This window comes from Candidatus Arsenophonus phytopathogenicus, from assembly GCF_056113345.1.
Map to the genome: position 1 here is coordinate 232,520 of NZ_JBUIOB010000019.1, position 17,187 is coordinate 249,706.

Annotated in this window: 12 protein-coding genes and 3 pseudogenes; 8 read left to right on the plus strand and 7 right to left on the minus strand. The window is 38.1% G+C overall.

The window, feature by feature from the left end:
• The first annotated feature begins 323 nt into the window (after positions 1-323).
• From topA to acnA, 4 genes and pseudogenes are all read left to right on the plus strand, one after another.
• Positions 324-2,924: a type I DNA topoisomerase gene (topA, locus tag AC01GB_RS15785; protein WP_474452642.1), complete on the plus strand. Its 2,601-nt coding sequence runs from the start codon at positions 324-326 to the stop codon at positions 2,922-2,924.
• 113 nt (positions 2,925-3,037) lie between these two features.
• A pseudogene (sodC, locus tag AC01GB_RS15790) lies at positions 3,038-3,590 on the plus strand (superoxide dismutase [Cu-Zn] SodC).
• Between the two features lie 285 nt (positions 3,591-3,875).
• Positions 3,876-4,828: pseudogene (gene cysB, locus AC01GB_RS15795) on the plus strand (HTH-type transcriptional regulator CysB).
• Positions 4,829-5,080: 252 nt separating this feature from the next.
• Positions 5,081-7,753 carry an aconitate hydratase AcnA gene (acnA, locus tag AC01GB_RS15800; RefSeq protein ID WP_474452643.1) on the plus strand — a complete coding sequence of 891 codons (2,673 nt, stop codon included), beginning with the start codon at positions 5,081-5,083 and terminating at the stop codon, positions 7,751-7,753.
• A gap of 64 nt (positions 7,754-7,817) precedes the next feature.
• Here acnA and ribA read toward each other — a convergent pair whose 3' ends face one another.
• Positions 7,818-8,420 carry a GTP cyclohydrolase II gene (ribA, locus tag AC01GB_RS15805; RefSeq protein WP_474452919.1) on the minus strand — a complete coding sequence of 201 codons (603 nt, stop codon included), beginning with the start codon at positions 8,418-8,420 and terminating at the stop codon, positions 7,818-7,820.
• Positions 8,421-8,963: 543 nt separating this feature from the next.
• Here ribA and AC01GB_RS15810 point away from each other — a divergent pair.
• Genes AC01GB_RS15810 through yciH form a run of 4 tightly spaced genes read left to right on the plus strand, consistent with a single transcriptional unit; the run spans position 8,964 to position 11,556 of the window.
• Positions 8,964-9,281: a LapA family protein gene (locus AC01GB_RS15810; RefSeq protein WP_474452644.1), complete on the plus strand. Its 318-nt coding sequence runs from the start codon at positions 8,964-8,966 to the stop codon at positions 9,279-9,281.
• 6 nt (positions 9,282-9,287) lie between these two features.
• Positions 9,288-10,457, plus strand: a complete 1,170-nt coding sequence (gene lapB / locus AC01GB_RS15815; protein ID WP_474452645.1) for a lipopolysaccharide assembly protein LapB — start codon at positions 9,288-9,290, stop codon at positions 10,455-10,457.
• A gap of 44 nt (positions 10,458-10,501) precedes the next feature.
• A complete protein-coding gene (gene pyrF, locus AC01GB_RS15820; protein WP_474452646.1) occupies positions 10,502-11,239 on the plus strand; it encodes an orotidine-5'-phosphate decarboxylase in 738 nt (245 codons plus the stop codon).
• Complete coding sequence (gene yciH / locus AC01GB_RS15825; protein WP_474452648.1) at positions 11,236-11,556, plus strand: stress response translation initiation inhibitor YciH; 321 nt, start codon at positions 11,236-11,238, stop codon at positions 11,554-11,556. The genes pyrF and yciH overlap by 4 nt, the downstream gene beginning before the upstream one ends.
• A gap of 59 nt (positions 11,557-11,615) precedes the next feature.
• On the opposite strand, the pseudogene AC01GB_RS15830 reads toward yciH, so the two are convergent.
• The 6 genes and pseudogenes from AC01GB_RS15830 to rsxD form a co-directional block, all read right to left on the minus strand.
• Positions 11,616-11,808: pseudogene (locus tag AC01GB_RS15830) on the minus strand (YMGG-like glycine zipper-containing protein).
• Positions 11,809-11,995: 187 nt separating this feature from the next.
• Entirely contained in the window at positions 11,996-13,945 is a 1,950-nt protein-coding gene (locus AC01GB_RS15835) for an exoribonuclease II (protein ID WP_474452649.1), read from the minus strand.
• 140 nt (positions 13,946-14,085) lie between these two features.
• Positions 14,086-14,727, minus strand: coding sequence for an endonuclease III (gene nth / locus AC01GB_RS15840; protein WP_474452650.1), 642 nt, complete (start codon positions 14,725-14,727; stop codon positions 14,086-14,088).
• Positions 14,720-15,454, minus strand: coding sequence for an electron transport complex subunit E (locus tag AC01GB_RS15845; RefSeq protein ID WP_474452920.1), 735 nt, complete (start codon positions 15,452-15,454; stop codon positions 14,720-14,722). The genes nth and AC01GB_RS15845 overlap by 8 nt, the downstream gene beginning before the upstream one ends.
• 5 nt (positions 15,455-15,459) lie before the next feature.
• On the minus strand, positions 15,460-16,086 hold the full coding sequence (gene rsxG, locus AC01GB_RS15850) for an electron transport complex subunit RsxG (RefSeq protein ID WP_474452651.1): 627 nt from the start codon (positions 16,084-16,086) through the stop codon (positions 15,460-15,462).
• A 9-nt stretch (positions 16,087-16,095) separates the two neighbouring features.
• Complete coding sequence (rsxD, locus tag AC01GB_RS15855) at positions 16,096-17,181, minus strand: electron transport complex subunit RsxD (protein ID WP_474452652.1); 1,086 nt, start codon at positions 17,179-17,181, stop codon at positions 16,096-16,098.
• Between the last annotated feature and the right edge of the window lie 6 nt (positions 17,182-17,187).

The window sequence follows — 17,187 nt, forward strand, 5'->3', positions numbered from 1 at the left end:
CATAACTTATTGAGGTGGTTTTTATTGTCATAACAATACTTATGAATAAAATAATTGGTTGCGCATCATTTTTTATCAGGTAGAGTGTAGGCTTTTTATTACTTACGATGCTTTATGCTTTACTTTTGTCATTGTTTTGCTGACAAAATTGTACTATTGAATCTGATTACAGTATGAATTAACAAAGATTTTTATCTTTATGGCAAAGTATTTAAGCAAAAAAAAGTTGATATATTGTGAATCTGACGCAATATAAAAAGAGATTTCATTCCATCTGGCTGGAAAGTCAGTACGCTTAGACAATATTTTAGGTAAAGATAATTATGGGTAAAGCTCTTGTTATTGTGGAGTCCCCGGCAAAAGCCAAGACTATCAATAAATACCTTGGTAATAACTACGTTGTTAAAAGTAGCGTAGGACATATACGTGATTTGCCAAAAAATGGTGATTCCAGATCACAAAAGAATACAAACTCAGCCAACAAGGTTAAAAAAGTAAAAAAAGATGAACATGAGGCGCTTGTAAATAGAATGGGAGTTGACCCATATCATGGGTGGAAAGCCAATTATCAAATTTTACCTGGCAAAGAAAAAGTCGTTGCTGAATTAAGATCGCTTGCTTCCGACGCAGAGCATATCTATCTGGCAACGGATCTCGATTGTGAGGGGGAAGCGATTGCCTGGCATTTGAGAGAAGTGATTGGCGGTGATAATCAGCGCTTTAGTCGAGTAGTTTTTAATGAAATTACTAAAAATGCAATTAAGCAAGCTTTTGATAATCCTGGTGAATTAAATATTGATCGTGTTAATGCTCAACAAGCTCGGCGTTTTTTAGATCGGGTGGTTGGTTATATGGTTTCACCGCTATTATGGAAAAAAATTGCTCGCGGCCTTTCTGCAGGTCGTGTTCAGTCAGTCGCTGTACGCCTGATTGTAGAACGGGAACGGGAAATTAAAGCATTTGTTCCGCAAGAGTATTGGCAGCTGCATACTGAGTTACTGACCGTAGATACGGCATTGATTCGAATGGAAGTGATACATGAAAAGGGTAAGCCTTTTAAGCCCGTCACCAAAGCACAAATTGATGCTGCCGTTGCATTATTAAAAAATGCCCATTATCAGGTGTCAGATCGTGAAGATCGGCCCACAATTAGTAAACCCAGCGCCCCTTTTATTACCTCAACCCTGCAACAAGCGGCAAGTACACGCCTTGGCTTTGGCGTTAAAAAAACCATGATGATGGCACAGCGTCTTTATGAAGCAGGTTATATTACCTATATGCGTACTGACTCAACTAACTTAAGTCAGGATGCTTTAAGTATGGCTCGCAACTATATTGACCATAAATTTGGCAGCAAATACCTGCCTAAACAGGCGAATGTTTACACCAATCAAAAAAGTTCGCAGGAAGCACATGAGGCTATTCGTCCTTCTAATGTTGACGTTGGTGTTGATGCTCTAAAAGAGATGGAAGCGGATGCCAAAAGACTATATCAGCTGATTTGGAACCAATTTGTTGCTTGTCAAATGACACCAGCTGAATTTGATTCAACGACAATAACCGTCAAAGCTGGAGATTTTGAGTTGAAGGCTAAAGGGCGTATTTTGCGTTTTGATGGTTGGACTAAAGTTATGCCCGCATTGCGCAAAGATGATGAAGATAAAATATTACCTATGGTCAAAGTTGATAGCCAGCTTGAATTGGATAAATTGTGTCCTAGCCAACACTTTACTAAACCTCCAGCACGTTTTGGCGAAGCTTCGCTGGTTAGAGAACTTGAAAAACGTGGCATTGGCCGGCCATCAACCTATCCGGTTATTATTTCAACTATCCAAGATCGGGGCTATGTAAAAATTGAAAATCGCCGTTTTTATGCTGAAAAAATAGGTGAAATAGTTACTGACCGGTTAGATGAAAATTTTAGTGAATTAATGGACTATGATTTTACTGCGCGAATGGAAGATCAGCTTGACTTGATAGCAGAAGATCGTATCGAGTGGAAGAGTGTATTAGATGAGTTTTTTGCTGCTTTTACCGAACAGCTAGAAAGCGCAAATAAAGCACCCGAGGAAGGTGGTATGCGTCCCAATCCGATGGTATTAACATCGATTGAATGTCCTGACTGTTACCGACAAATGGGAATTAGAACTGCTTCTACGGGTGTTTTTCTGGGATGCTCTGGTTACAGCTTACCAGCAACAGAGTGCTGCAAAAAAACCATTAATTTAATTCCTGAAGATGAATTATCAAATATCCTGGTAGCAGAAGAAGAGGATGTGGAAACGCATGCTTTGCGAGCCCGCCGGCGATGCCCTAAATGTGGTACTGCGATGGATAGCTACCTTATTGATAATAAACGTAAATTACATGTATGTGGGAATAATCCAGTATGTAATGGTTATCAGGTTGAAAAAGGTGAATTTCGCATTAAAGGCTATAATGGGCCAATTATTGAATGTGATAAATGTGGCTCAAAAATGCATCTGAAGATGGGTCGATTTGGAAAATATATGGGCTGTACCAATGAGGCTTGTAAAAATACTCGCAAGATCTTGAAGAGTGGTGAAGTGGCTCCACCTAAAGAAGATCCTATTCCATTGCCGGAACTAGTTTGTGAAAAATCTGATGCTTACTTTGTATTAAGAGATGGGGCAGCGGGAATATTTTTAGCCGCTAACACTTTTCCAAAATCAAGAGAGACCCGCGCACCACTGGTTGAAGAATTGGTACATTTTAAAGATCGTCTGCCAGCTAAATTTAGCTATTTAACCCTGGCGCCATCGGTCGATCCTGAGGGTAATAAAACGATTGTTAGATTTAGTCGTAAGACTAAACAACAATATGTTTCCTCAGAAAAAAATGGTAAAGCCACTGGCTGGAGTGCATTGTATATCGATGGCAAATGGATAGAAAAAAACAAATAAAAATTTATCTATTTTTATAATTAAACAAGGCTACTGAAATCAGTAGCCTAATTTTTAGTTTATATATCGTCGCTATTTCAAATCATAACCTGGATTAATATATAAAATTGAAAATGTTACTAATTATGGGCACTTTTTTGCTGCAACATCGCTAGCCAATACAATGATAGTTCCAATGAACATAGTTACTAAACAAGATAACGGCCAATCGGTAGGTGAAATTGAGGTCACGGAAACAAAATTTGGTTTATTATTACCCTCAAATTACAAGGATTAGCGCCTGGAACACATGGTTTCCATGTTCACGAATATCCTAGTTGTGATGCTTTGCAAAAAGATGGAAAGTTAATTGCAGCAGGAAAAGCCGGTGGCCATTTTGATCCTAATAAAAGAGCCCAACATAAAGGTCCATATAGTAGTAGTGGCCATTTAGGTGATTTGCCGGGTTTAGTTGTTAATGCTAATGGTAGTGCTGACTATGCCATTTTAGCGCCGCGGTTAAAATTAATAAGTCAAATTAAGCATAGAGCATTAATAATTCATGAAGGTGGAGATAATTATTCAGATCATCCAGAAACATTAGGCGGTGGTGGTTTAAGGGTAGTTTGCGGTATTATTAAATTTATTTATTTTAGGCCATTCAAAGTTAGTTTAGGAAATCTTTAGTAATAGTAAACGGCGTTGTTTGGCTTTTTATTTTAGCATTCAGTTAATTAATAATCTTGCCAAAATTTATATTCATTATAACTAATAAACATATAATTAATTGTTAGTAAAATAAGCGTATTATATAAATAATATTTAATTTGTGATTTATTTGTTTTTATATTGTTAATATTGTATATTATTGATTATAATATATAATACTTATATTTCTTTTTGTTATAATAAAATTACTATAAGTTATTAAATAATTAATCCTTTATTCAATTTATAAGGACGCATCATAAGATGAAATTACAACAATTACGTTACATTGTAGAGATTGAAAATCATAATTTAAATGTTTCATCAACAGCAAAAGGGTTATACACATCACAACCAGGTATAAGCAAACAGGTTCGTATGCTTGAAGATGAATTGGGAGTGCAAATTTTTGGACGCAATGGTAAACACTTAACCTCATGTTACCCCAGCCGGAAAGGAAGTAATTAAAATTGCTCGAGAAGTGATGACGAAAATGCACGCTATCCGAGCAGTCGTTGGTGAACATACTTATCCTGATCGTGGCATATTAGCCATTGCTACCACACATACTCAAGCAAGGTATGCTGTTCCTCCGGTTATTAAACAATTTATCGAACATTATCCACAAGTTTCATTACATATGAGTCAGGGTTCGCCAATACAAATTGCGGAAAATGTAAGTAAAGGAAATAGCGATTTTGCTATTGCGACTGCAGCGTTACATCTTTACAAAGATTTAGTGATGTTACCTTGTTATCATTGGAATCGTTCGGTTGTCGTTAAAGCTGATCATCCTTTAGCTGACAAGAAAAATATTACCATTAGTGAACTAGCTCAATACCCGATTGTGACTTATACCCCATGGTTTTACAGGCCGCTCTGAATTGGATGAGGCTTTTTATAAGGCAGGTTTACAGGCTAAGATTATTTTTACCGCCACTGATGCTGATGTTATTAAGACTTATGTAAGATTGGGATTAGGTATAGGAATTATTGCTAGCATGGCAGTTGACCCTAATCAAGATCAAGACTTAGTTATTATTGATATGCGGGATAAGTTTAGCTATAGCACTACAAAAATAGGTTTTCATCGTAATAGTTTTCTACGCAGCTATATGTATGATTTTATTTGGCGTTTTGCACCACATTTAACGCCTGATGTTGTTGATAAAGCGATTGCTTTACGTTTAAATGAAGAAATGTTTAAAGATATTTAATTACCAACAATATAATTTTAATAAAAATTAGAGTTTATTTTCTATTCATGATTTTTTATTTTATATTTTTTCTTATGTACTAATTCCACATCAAGCCAGGGCTATTTAGTGTTAATACTTTTAATTTATTTTGAACAAAATCATATTTAATGATCATTATGTGTTACATAACCTAAAAATATTTCTAATATATTATCTTTATAAGATGGGTCATCTTAGGTATTTAGATAAAAAATAATAAAAGGAGGAGTTATGTCGTTAAGTCTAAGAACGGACTGTGCATCCACACTCTCCGCTGGAAGTAAACACTATGAATATTTTAGCTTACCTATTGCAGCCAAACAGTTAGGTGATATTTCGAATCTGCCAAAATCACTTAAAGTGCTATTTGAAAATTTGCTGCGCCATCTGGATGGAAAATCTGTTGTATTAAAAGATTTGCAGGCTATGGTTGATTGGCAGCATACGGGGCATGCCAAGCGTGAAATTGCCTATCAACCAGCCCGAGTTTTGATGCAGGATTTTACTGGTGTGCCAGCAGTGGTTGATCTCGCTGCAATGCGCGAAGCCGTGCAACGATTAGGTGGTGATGTTAATAAGGTAAATCCATTATCGCCGGTCGATTTAATTATTGACCATTCAGTTATGGTCGATGAATTTGCCACTCCTCAAGCCTTTAGTGATAACGTAAAATTTGAAATGCAACGCAACCATGAACGTTACCTATTTTTACGTTGGGGACAAAAGGCATTTAATCGTTTTAGAGTTGTGCCGCCAGGAACAGGTATTTGTCACCAGGTAAATTTGGAGTATTTGGGTAAGGTGGTGTGGTATGAAGAACGAGAAGGAAAATTGTTCGCTTATCCAGAGACATTGGTTGGTACTGATTCTCATACCACGATGATCAATGGTTTGGGAGTTTTAGGTTGGGGAGTGGGCGGTATTGAAGCAGAAGCCGCAATGTTGGGACAACCGATTTCGATGCTCATTCCAGATGTAGTTGGTTTTAAATTAATTGGCAAAGTAAACGAAGGGATCACCGCTACTGATTTAGTTTTGACTGTCACCCAAATGCTGCGTAAACATGGCGTAGTGGGTAAATTTGTTGAATTTTACGGTGATGGTTTAGCTGATTTACCGCTTGCGGATCGCGCTACCATTGGCAACATGTCTCCTGAATATGGCGCTACATGTGGTTTCTTCCCGGTTGACGAAATTACATTAAGCTATATGCGGTTAACAGGACGTTCGGAAGATGAAATTGCTTTAGTTGAAAATTATACTAAAATACAAGGATTATGGCGTCATTCAGGTGAAGAGCCTATTTTTACCAGTACCTTAGTATTAGATTTAACATCGGTGGAAGCCAGTCTGGCTGGGCCCAAACGCCCTCAAGATCGGGTTGAATTAAGCCAGGTTCCGCATGCGTTTAAAGATTCAGTGGAGCTTGAATTAAATAAATCAACCAAAGAGCCTGCGCCATCGGTCAGTTATGATGGTAAAAATTTGCAGTTACAAGAGGGAGCGGTTGTTATTGCGGCGATAACTTCCTGTACCAATACTTCAAACCCAAGTGTTTTAATGGCGGCAGGATTACTTGCTAAAAAGGCGGTTGAAAAAGGTTTAATGCGTAAACCTTGGGTAAAATCTTCGTTAGCACCAGGTTCGAAAGTGGTTACTGATTATTTAGCTAAAGCGGGATTGACTGATTATTTAAATCAGTTAGGTTTTAATCTAGTTGGCTATGGCTGCACCACTTGTATTGGTAACTCAGGGCCACTACCGGCGCCAATAGAGGAAGCAATCAAAAAACATGATCTAACTGTAGGTGCGGTGCTATCAGGCAATAGAAATTTTGAAGGTAGGATCCATCCATTAGTAAAAACCAATTGGTTGGCATCACCACCTTTAGTGGTAGCTTATGCGTTAGCGGGTAATATGCAAATAAATCTTGCTGATGAGCCGTTGGGACAAGATAAAAATGGTAAAGATGTTTTACTAAAAGATATATGGCCTACCAGTCAGGAAATTGCTGATGCAATACAGTTAGTAAAATCTGACATGTTCCATAAAGAATATAATGCAGTTTTTGATGGCGATGAAGCATGGCAGGCACTTGATGTAAAAAGTTCAGCCACTTATTCATGGCAACCTGATTCAACTTATATTCGTAATCCTCCGTTTTTTGATGGCATGCAGCTTGCTCCGGCGCCGATCACTGATATTCATGGTGCTCATATTCTTGCAATCTTGGGTGATTCTGTTACGACCGATCATATTTCACCAGCTGGAAATATTAAAGCGGATAGTCCAGCCGGCCGTTATTTAGAGTCCCATGGCGTACAAGCAACAGATTTCAATTCGTATGGCTCGAGGCGAGGTAATCATGAAGTTATGATGAGAGGCACATTTGCCAATATTCGTATTCGTAATGAGATGCTACCTGGGGTTGAAGGGGGATTTACTCGCTATATACCAACACAGACTCAGCTAGCAATCTATGATGCCGCCATGCAATATCAGCAAAAAAAGATACCTTTAGCAATTATTGCTGGCAAAGAGTATGGTTCCGGCTCTAGTCGTGACTGGGCGGCTAAAGGAACCCTATTACTAGGGGTAAGAGTGGTTATTGCTGAATCTTATGAACGAATTCATCGCTCTAATTTGATTGGTATGGGGGTCTTGCCGTTAGAATTTCTGGCTAATGTAAACCGTAAAACGTTAAAATTGACCGGTGATGAGACAATTGACATTGTAGGCTTGCAATCGATTACTCCAGGCGAGATGATTACAGTAACCATTACTGATAAAAATGATCAGAAAACGACAATAACGATGCGTTGCCGCATTGATACGATGACTGAATTAGAATATTTTCGTCATGGCGGTATTCTGCAGTATGTTATTCGTCAAATGTTAAAATAAACGGATTTAAACCATCAAAAACTGCTCTGTTAAAAACAGACAGTTTTTGATAATAATTGATTGGTTATTTTTTCGCATTATCAGATAGAATATGGCCTAATTTGCTGGCTTTTACATTGAGATAGTCACTATTTTTGGGATTACGACCAACAATGAGAGGAACTCGTTCAACGACATTGATTCCAGCTTCTTTCATAATTTCTAGTTTTTTAGGATTATTGGTTAATAATCTCACTTTATTTATCGCCAATAATTTATACATGTCAGCGCAGACAGTAAAATCACGTTCATCGGGTTTGAACCCGAGTTTTAAATTGGCCTCAACAGTATCCAGCCCCTGATCTTGCAGAGCATAGGCGCGGATTTTATTTAATAATCCGATGTTACGCCCCTCTTGACGATGGTATAGTAGTACTCCGCTACCTTCTTCGGCAATTTGTTTAAGTGCTGCTTCTAGTTGAAAACCACAATCACAACGTAAACTAAATAAGGCATCTCCGGTCAAACATTCCGAATGAATACGGGAAAGAACGGGTTTTCTATCAGTAATATCACCATAAATAAGTGCGATATGATTATTACCATTAACAATTTCTTCAAAACCAACAAGTAGAAACTCACCAAAAGGAGTAGGTAATTTGGCTTCAGCTATACGTTTTAACTGCATAGTGTTATACATAATGAACGAAACTCTGGATTTAAAATTAAGGAAAAGCGCGTTAAAAAATAGTTAAATATGGTTATCAAATTATTTTTACCTATATATTTTACTAGGCTAGTGGATATCATCAGTAGATAAGTTTATGTTCATATTACTACAATATGATTATTAAAAAATTAACTATTTTAACTATAAGCACATTTTGTTTATCAATTTAGATTGAGGTTTGCTGATTGAGACCGGTGCCTAATATAAATAAATGTTCTGAGATTTTTTCATTTATTGAAAAAAATAGTCAGCAACACTAGTATTTCGTTGAATGGGATAAATTCAATAAGGAATTTTTTGATTAAAAATATTTTGCACCATTAACATGTTATAGGAAAATTTTTGTGGTAACTCATTCTGTTATCTACCATTGAAATGTTTATTTAAATAAAAGGGTGAGTGTTGATATAATTCACTTTCTTTATTGGGTTTAGATGCTAAGTTAAGCAACGAAAAGTGTTTCCAGCGCTTTTCTATCATTGAGCAACAATAGGAAAAAATGTGAAATATTTTTTAATTTTATTACTTGCTGTAGCTATTTTTATTGTTTCCATGACACTTGGCTCAAGCAATAATCAGATAGTAACATTTAATTATTTGATTGCTAAAGGTGACTATCCAATATCGACATTGCTAGCCGTCCTTTTTGCGGTTGGATTCTTGCTGGGTTGGCTTATTTGCGGGGTGTTTTACGCTAAGGCATTAATTTTATTATCAAATGCAAGACGTAAGATTAAACGTTTAGAAAGTCAATTAACCGAATCAACTCAAAGTGAACACGATACTAAAGTGGCAGTTGTTACAAATGAAAAAAGGTAATTTTTTATGTTAGAGCTGCTATTTCTGCTACTGCCTATTGCAGCTGCCTATGGTTGGTATATGGGACGCAGAAGTGCTCAACAAGATAAACAACAAAATGCTGATCGTTTATCCCGTGAATATGTAGCTGGTGTCAATTTCTTGCTATCTAATCAACAAGATAAAGACGTTGTTCTGTTTTTAGATATGCTTAAAGAAAATAGCTCGGCGTTTGAGGCTCATCTGACATTAGGCAATCTTTTCCGTTCAAGGGGGGAGATTGAACGGGCTATCCGTATTCATCAATCCTTGTTTGAAAGTAACTCATTATCCTTTGAGCAGAAACTATTAGCCACACAGCAGCTTGGCCGAGATTATTTAGCCGCAGGAGTTTATGATCGGGCGCGAAATATTTTTTTGCAGCTAGTTGATGAGCAAGATTTTCGCTTTAGTGCGTTACAATCTTTACTTACTATTTATCAAGCAACTAGCGATTGGTATAAAGCAATCGAGGTTGCCGAAAAATTGGTCAAAATGGGCAATCCTCAATTTAAACAAGAAATAGCTCATTTTTATTGCGAACTGGCACTATTGGAGCTGAGTAATGACGATCTTGATGGCGCATTTCTTTTACTAAATAAAGCCGCTCAATCAAATAAAAACGCTACTCGAGTTTCTATTATGAAAGGGCGCATTCATATCGCTCGAGCTGAATATGAAAAAGCCATTTCAGTACTTAGGCAAGTTTTTGATCAAGATAGAGATTTAGTTAGTGAAACTTTAGCCATGCTTTATGAATGTTATCATCATTTAGCGAATTGGCATGATTGGGAAGCTTATATCCAGCAATGTGTTGCTGGCGATTGTGGAGCAACTGCTCAGCTTTATCTGACGGAAATAATTGAAAAAAGAAAAGGGCTAGAAAAAGCGCAAATCTTTATTAAACAGCAACTTGAACGTCATCCAACGATGCGATTGTTTTATAAACTGATCGATTATCATTTGGCAGACGCAGAAGAAGGCAGAGCAAAAGAGAGTCTGGAATTACTGCGCAATATGGTTGGCGAGCAAATCCGCTCTAAACCTGATTACCGTTGCAGCAAATGTGGTTTTACTACCCATTCTTTATATTGGTATTGTCCTTCATGCCGCTCTTGGGATACGATCAAACCAATAAAAGGCCTTGATGGTCAATGACAACGTAACATATATTGCATTCATTAAATTTAAAAAGGTTAAAAATGATAGCCAGCACGCAAAATAAACTTCCTGTCTCTACTAATTCCTCGGTTATTGTTGCATTAGATTATCATGATCTGGCTAAGGCATTATCTTTTATTGACAATCTCAGCCCGCAGGATTGCCGCCTGAAAGTGGGTATGCAGATGTTTACTTTATATGGCCCACTATTTATTCAAACTTTACATAACCGAGGGTTTCAGGTTTTTTTGGATTTGAAATTTCATGATATTCCTAATACGGTGGCGCAAGCTGTTAAAGCAGCGGCGGAAATCGGGGTTTGGATGGTTAATGTACATGCCAGTGGTGGGGTCAGAATGATGATGGCGGCTAAAGAAGCACTAGTTGAATATGGTAAAGATGCTCCACTATTGATTGCGGTTACCATATTAACCAGTATTGAACAAGCGGATCTACACCAGATTGGTATTACACAACAACCGGCTGATCGTGCCTTGCAGCTAGCAAAATTAGCCAAGGAGTGTGAGTTGGAGGGTGTAGTCTGTTCAGCACACGAAGTAGCAACACTGAAATCAGTTTGTGGTAGCGATTTCTTATCAATTACGCCAGGCATTCGCCCCATTGGTGCAGAAACCTATGATCAGCGGAGAATTATGACGCCAGAGCAGGCTATTAATGTTGGCGTTGATTATATGGTTATTGGTCGTCCTATTACCCATAGTGCCGATCCAGTGTTAACGCTGGCACAAATTAATCGTTCAATTGGATGGATAAAATGAATGACTCGCGTTTAGTTTATTCGACGGAAACTGGCAGAATAGTTGAAGTAGAAAAAAAATCAGTGCCAACCAAAGGCGATGGTATAGTTCGTATCAGACGTGAAAGCTCAGGCCGAAAAGGCAAGGGCGTTTGTGTTATTACAGGTTTTGATTTGAATAAAGATCAATTAATGATGCTTACTGCTGAATTAAAGAAAAAATGTGGTTCAGGCGGAGCAATCAAACAAGGCAATATTGAGATCCAGGGTGATAAACGCGAGTTTATTAAGCAATTATTAGAAGCTAAGGGAATGAAAGTTAAACTGGCCGGCGGTTAATTATATTTATAAATAAAGCCAGATAATTAACTGGCTCTATTATAGTTTGTTGGGCGCGACTATTTCTTACCGACTTGGTGACCAATTAGACCACCATTAGCACCACCACCTATCGTACCTAATCCAACTACCTTCAGTCAGAATAGTACCGCCCACTGCCCCAATGCCAGCACCAATAGCGGTATTTTTGTCACGTTTTGACATATTATAGCAGGCTGTAATAGACATGAGGGAAATGAAAGATATTAACATCAGTAATGTGTGTTTTTTTGAGCCCTTCATTCTTCTATCCTATTGATATAATCAATTAAATTCAAATTAACCTAGATAGCAACTTTTTTTAATCAGATTTTTCGGCAAGCTAAATGGAATTGCAAAAATAATAAAGCCGCTATTTTGTACAGATAGCTTATTATCAGTGAGCTATCTGTGAAAGTCCTTAGGATACCAGTCGTGCAATAATATTGCGGGTTTCCATTCGAACGTCTTCAAGTTGAACATTAATCACATCGTTAAGTTTATAAACAGCAACACCTTTAATAATTATAGCGCCTGCTTCTTGACTACACTGTATTTCTTCTCGTACAGAATGGATAAAAGGTGCCGGAATGAAGGCATTGGCGCCATTGTCGGTTAAACGGATCCGGAGTCCACCTCGCGTAATGTCGGTTATTTCGGCAGCAAAAATAGTGTTAGTTTTGGCGAAAGGTTTTAGATAACGCGCATATAACCAGTCACCGACATCGCGTTCAGCTAAACGATTAGCGCGCTTGCGATCAGTAATTTTTGCCATCAAAGTTTCAGAAGGCTTTGTGATATTATGCAGCTCATTATTTATTATGGCTTTTAAAAAGCGGTGATTGATGATATCTGTATACTTACGGATAGGGGATGTCCAGGTTGCATAGGCATCAAATCCCAAACCATAATGGGCAGCTGGCGTAGTTTTAATTTCAGCAAAAGCTTGAAAACGGCGTATTCGACTATCTAGAAATTGAGTGGGTTGGCCATCTAATAAACGCCGTAAACGACAAAATCCTTCAAGTGTTAACAGTGTTTGTGCATTTTGTTCGATATCATGTTCTTGCAAAATGGCAACAACGTTATCAATTTGACCGGGTTCGAAGCCATTATGAACATTAAAAATACCGGTTGCTAATTTATCTTTTAATACTTTTGTTGCACAAAGATTGGCTGCAATCATCGCTTCTTCGACGATACGATTAGCAATCCGCCGTTTCTCTGCCAATATATTAGTGACATTACCATTCTCATCAAGTACAAAGCGATAATCAGGACGTTCTTTAAATACTAATGCATGAGTTAGGCGCCAGGCAGCACGTTTTTCGCACATTTCATTGAGCAATAATATTTGCTGTTTGATGATTTCATTTTCGGGTTGCCATTTATCTTGTTGCTGTTCTAGCCAGTCAGAGACATCATCGTATACCAATTTATTTTTTGACTCGACCCATGCCAGGCAAAATTGAATATTTTCAGCCAATTGTCCATCTTGTTTAATATCAAATTGACAGACTAGTGCAGGGCGGCGCTCATTAGGACGCAGAGAACACAAATTATCTGATAATTCACGTGGCATCATCGGAATATTGAAGCCAGGTAGGTAATTGGTATAGCAACGTTGTTGGGTAATGGTATCTAACTCACTATTTACCGGGATATAACAGGTAGGATCGGCAATAGCAACAAATAGACGCAATTGATCATCGCCAATACGCTCTATATAAAGCGCATCATCCATATCTTCGGTACTGGCACTGTCAATGGTAATAAAGTTGAGGTGAGTAAGATCATGGCGTTCTGCTGTCTGCTCCTCAATGGTACAATTTTTCATTTCCGGCGCTTCGCGCTCTAATTGATGCCGACTCAATGTTACCCACCAAGGGGCAAAATGGTCATCTCCATGGGTAATATATTGGATTATTTCTGCTTGAAACCCGCCTTGATTTTTTAATGGATGACGATGGATTTCTGCTATTACCCAATCATCTTGCATCAAATCATTAGTTAGATGTTGCGCCGGACGACAAAAAATATTTTCTTTTAATACTGAGTGATCGGGCTTGACATAAAGCCGATTATCATTATTTCTTTTTTGAATACGTCCTACAAATCGGGTAAGAAAGGGCTCAATTAATTGTTCTGGCTTAACAATTTCACGATCTTTATTTGTGTGAATGGTGGCGATAATTCGATCACCATGCATCACTTTTTTCATTTGTGGTGGTGGAATGAAATAAGTTTTCGTTCCATCGACCTCAAGAAAACCAAAACCTTTTTCGGTACTTTTGACAATCCCTTCAACACGAGGCGTTTGGGCATGTAGTTGCTGTTTTAGCTGCGCTAGCAGCGGGTTATCTTGAAACATACTATCCGTATTTGCGTCGTTAAATTAAAATTTACCCACATTTTGCTCAAGTTGAGTGCTATGGGCAAGCAGAATAATAATATTTGTCACTTCAATAAATGGCATATGTCAAGTTGTCTTGAAAATCCGTTTGTTAATCGTTAGGTTGCGGGGTATTGTTTGTCGTTAAATTCACATAAATCTTCAATAATACAAGAGCCACAGCGTGGCTTTCTAGCAATACACGTGTAACGGCCGTGTAGTATAAACCAGTGGTGGCAATCAACTTTAAATTCAGTCGGCACTACTTTGAGTAATTTTTGTTCAACCTCGATAACATTCTTACCTGGGGCAAAATTTGTGCGATTACAAACGCGAAAAATATGGGTATCAACAGCAATTGTTGGCCAGCCGAAGGCGGTGTTCAATACCACATTTGCCGTTTTGCGGCCGACACCGGGTAAGGATTCCAAGGCTTCGCGATTTTCTGGCACCTGGCCATTATATTTATCAATTAATATCTGACAGGTTTTAATAATATTTTCAGCTTTGGTATTAAATAAGCCAATTGTTTTTATGTAATGCTTTATTTCATCGATGCCTAGGGCTAGCATTTTTTCAGCGGTATTTGTAATCGGGTAGAGTTTTGCCGTTGCTTTATTGACACTAATATCGGTAGCTTGAGCGGAAAGTAATACAGAAATAAGTAATTCAAAAGGCGAATTAAAAACAAGCTCCGTTGTTGGTGTTGGATTGTTGTCACGTAAGCGAGTCAGGATGTCTATCCGCTTTTGTTTATTCATATTTTATTTGCTCTTGATCCTTGGCTAAATGATTTTTATTGGAGAAAGCCGCCGATTTTACCGCAGATTGCTGTTGTTTGTGACTAATATATTTTTTTACTTTTTCATCGATTAAATATTTACCTGCTAGCATCAAACCTAATCCAATGAAAGCCCCTGGGGGTAATATGGCTAATAAAAAGGGAGAATTAAGATGAATAACTTCAATACGTAATATTTTCGCCCATTCTCCTAACAGCAAATCTGTACCATCAAACAGCGTACCATTACCTAAAATTTCTCGCATGGCACCTAAAAAAAACAGTGCTATCGTGGCTCCCGCTCCCATCGCTAAGCCATCAATTGCTGAGTTATAGACATTATTTTTGGCGGCGTAAGCTTCAGCTCGCCCAATAACAATACAGTTAGTAACAATCAGCGGAATAAAAACACCTAAAGATTGATATAAATCAACAGCATAGGCGTTAATTAACATCTGCACAGAGGAGACGACCGATGCGATAATCATTACATAGATTGGAATACGTATTTCGCTTGGGATCCAATGACGAAAAGTTGAGACAGTAATATTAGTGAAAAACAACACTAATGTTGTTGCCAGTCCCAATCCTAACGCATTGGTGGCTGTCGAAGAAACCGCTAGCAACGGGCACAGACCTAATAATTGAACCAGTGCTGAATTGTTTTTCCATAATCCTTGGATAAAAAGTTTCTTAGTTTCATTCATGGTAATTAATTTGAGCATGCTGGATAAGTTGATAATTTTTGCGGCACCGACTGTATAAACCAGGCAGCACGCTTAGTGGCATTAATAACTGCTCTCGGTGTAATAGTGGCACCAGTAAATTGGTCAAAATCGCCACCATCTTTTTTTACCGCCCAATGGGGACTATGTTCTGAGTCAAATTTTTTACCTGAGAAATAGTTGATCCAATTTGAAATACGAATATCAATTTTATCACCTAATCCAGGTGTTTCATGATGTTCAGTTACACGAACACCAAGGACTTTACCATGAAAATCAGCTGCGACTAGCAATTTTATTGCTCCTGAGTAACCATCTGGTGCGATACTTTCTATGATGGCAGCAATCGGTTTTCCCTCTTTTCTGGCAATATAGAGATGATGGGGTAGTTCGCTACCTAATGTTCCATTTTTACTTACTAAGTAACACTCTTTGGTTAAATTATTATCATAAAATTCAGGAGCAATAATTTGATCAAACAGTTTTTGTTGTTGGATAAGCAGCTGGTTATTAATGGTACTTTTGGTGATGGTATAAACCACTGCTGTCAGTCCAGCGGTAGCGGCAGCAAAAACAGCTAATATCAAGCCATGATGTCTAATGAATTTCAACATAACCACTCCTTATTTATGGCCATAAACACGCGGCTGGCTATAGTGATCAATGAGCGGTACAGCGATATTGGCCAGTAATGCCGCAAAAGCAACAGCATCAGGATAACCACCATAAACGCGAATGATCCAAATTAATAATCCAATCATTGCCCCATAAATAAGACGACCACGCGGTGTAGTTGCCGCCGTAACTGGATCGGTGGCGATAAAAAAGGCACCAAGCATGGTTGCTCCTGAAAACAGATGTATCATAGGAGAAGCGTATTGTGATGGCATAATAAGCCAGCTCAATAATGAGCAGAATATTAGCGTGGCTAAAAATGCCAGCGGAATTTGCCAGCTGATTATTTGGCGATAAAGCATAATAATGCCACCAAACAGATAAGCAATGTTAACCCATTGCCAACCGATGCCAGCTAAGGAACCTTGTAAAATAGGTTGTTGCAGTATTTGGCTAATTGAGTGTGTTAGCAAACCCGTTTTAAAGCTATCGAGTGGTGTCGCTTGAGTTACACCATCAAAACCTAACATTAATTGGTTTAAAGTTGCTCCTGTATCGGTATGGCCGGAAAAAATGACTTGTAGGCTAGCTAAAGTATCGGCATGGATAGATTGAAGCTCTGTCGGCGGTAACCAACTGGTCATTTGAACAGGAAATGAGATCAATAATACCACATAGCCTACCATGGCTGGATTAAATGAATTTTGGCCTAATCCGCCATAGATGTGTTTAGCTATTAATATGGCAAAGGCCGTACCTAAAACTACCAGCCACCAGGGTGATAATGGTGGAATACTAATAGCCAACAATAGGGCGGTTACTAAGGCGGAATTATCTTTTAAATGGGTTATAACCGGTAATTTTCGTAGCTGTAAAGCTGCTGCCTCACAAATAAATGCGGTTATGATAGCGAGTAAAATTTGGTAAATCGTTCCACTACCAAAAAAGTAAATTTGGCAGGCAATACCGGGAATGGCAGCAATAACAACCCACAGCATAATTTTACTGGTACTTTGTTTTTCATGCGTAAAGGGTGAAGTCGTCATTTTTAATCGGTTGACCCGACTATTAGTCGGTATTGGTCTGAATTTCATTTTTCA

Coding starts and splice junctions, on each gene's coding strand:
- lapB (WP_474452645.1), top strand. CDS start 9,288: ATGTTAGAGCTGCTATTTCTGCTACTGCCTATTGCAGCTGCCTATGGT.
- AC01GB_RS15845 (WP_474452920.1), bottom strand. CDS start 15,454: ATGAATGAAACTAAGAAACTTTTTATCCAAGGATTATGGAAAAACAAT.
- rsxD (WP_474452652.1), bottom strand. CDS start 17,181: ATGAAATTCAGACCAATACCGACTAATAGTCGGGTCAACCGATTAAAA.
- acnA (WP_474452643.1), top strand. CDS start 5,081: ATGTCGTTAAGTCTAAGAACGGACTGTGCATCCACACTCTCCGCTGGA.
- rsxG (WP_474452651.1), bottom strand. CDS start 16,086: ATGTTGAAATTCATTAGACATCATGGCTTGATATTAGCTGTTTTTGCT.
- ribA (WP_474452919.1), bottom strand. CDS start 8,420: ATGCAGTTAAAACGTATAGCTGAAGCCAAATTACCTACTCCTTTTGGT.
- topA (WP_474452642.1), top strand. CDS start 324: ATGGGTAAAGCTCTTGTTATTGTGGAGTCCCCGGCAAAAGCCAAGACT.
- pyrF (WP_474452646.1), top strand. CDS start 10,502: ATGATAGCCAGCACGCAAAATAAACTTCCTGTCTCTACTAATTCCTCG.
- yciH (WP_474452648.1), top strand. CDS start 11,236: ATGAATGACTCGCGTTTAGTTTATTCGACGGAAACTGGCAGAATAGTT.
- AC01GB_RS15835 (WP_474452649.1), bottom strand. CDS start 13,945: ATGTTTCAAGATAACCCGCTGCTAGCGCAGCTAAAACAGCAACTACAT.
- nth (WP_474452650.1), bottom strand. CDS start 14,727: ATGAATAAACAAAAGCGGATAGACATCCTGACTCGCTTACGTGACAAC.